Origin of the sequence: Vibrio sp. 1562 (genome assembly GCF_033340155.1) — a bacterium.
Lineage (GTDB): Bacteria > Pseudomonadota > Gammaproteobacteria > Enterobacterales > Vibrionaceae > Vibrio > Vibrio alginolyticus.
On the sequence record NZ_JAWOVY010000428.1, the window covers coordinates 1 to 654 of the forward strand.

The 654-nt window shown below is 44.2% G+C and carries 1 protein-coding gene and 1 pseudogene; one reads left to right on the top strand and one right to left on the bottom strand.

Going from position 1 to position 654, the window contains the following annotated elements; genetic code table 11:
• Positions 1-196: hypothetical protein (locus tag R7Z49_RS25595; RefSeq protein WP_318112473.1), on the top strand; the 196-nt coding region annotated here is incomplete at its 5' end.
• Between the two features lie 152 nt (positions 197-348).
• Here R7Z49_RS25595 and R7Z49_RS25600 read toward each other — a convergent pair.
• Positions 349-654, bottom strand: a pseudogene (locus R7Z49_RS25600) (EF-P beta-lysylation protein EpmB); the annotation flags it as partial.

The window sequence follows — 654 nt, forward strand, 5'->3', positions numbered from 1 at the left end:
TGGACGGGTTAACTTTCCGCAGGGCTGCCTTAAAGGCGATGAAGGCATTTACCATTGCGTAGACTTCACGTTTACTGGCTACCGTTCTTTACGTCTTTCATCTTCAGTTTGGTTGAATATGGATGTCGTAAACTCGACCATTTTTCATCACAATAGTGTGATTTTCATTCCATATTTTGTGTCGCAAATAATCTAGGCGGCAGAGACTACATGAGACTTAAATGTTTTAGAACGGTTTGGTGTCTTTTTTATTGAGTTTTCTGAAAATAAACAAAAATCAGAGAGAAATCGTAAGATTTTGCGTCTCGACCGACACAAAATCTCATGATTTGTAGGGGTTATAGATGGTTATGCAAGGTGTAGGTCGAGCGGCGTTTTGCTTTTTCGGCCGCCGATTTCACGGGTGAGGGTCGGGATCAGGTAGCCAGAGACGTTTTCTAATAAGCCTGCCATTAGTTGTCGGGCTCGTTCGTCATCGACCATAAAATGGGCCGCTCCCTGGACTTTGTCTAGCACATGCAAGTAATACGGCAGGATCCCAGCATCGAACAGGGCCTCGCTGAGCTGGCTCAGGGCATCAACGGAATCATTAACGCCTTTTAGTAAAACTCCCTGATTTAACAAGGTGACAGTGGCTTCTTTTAGTTTTTTCGT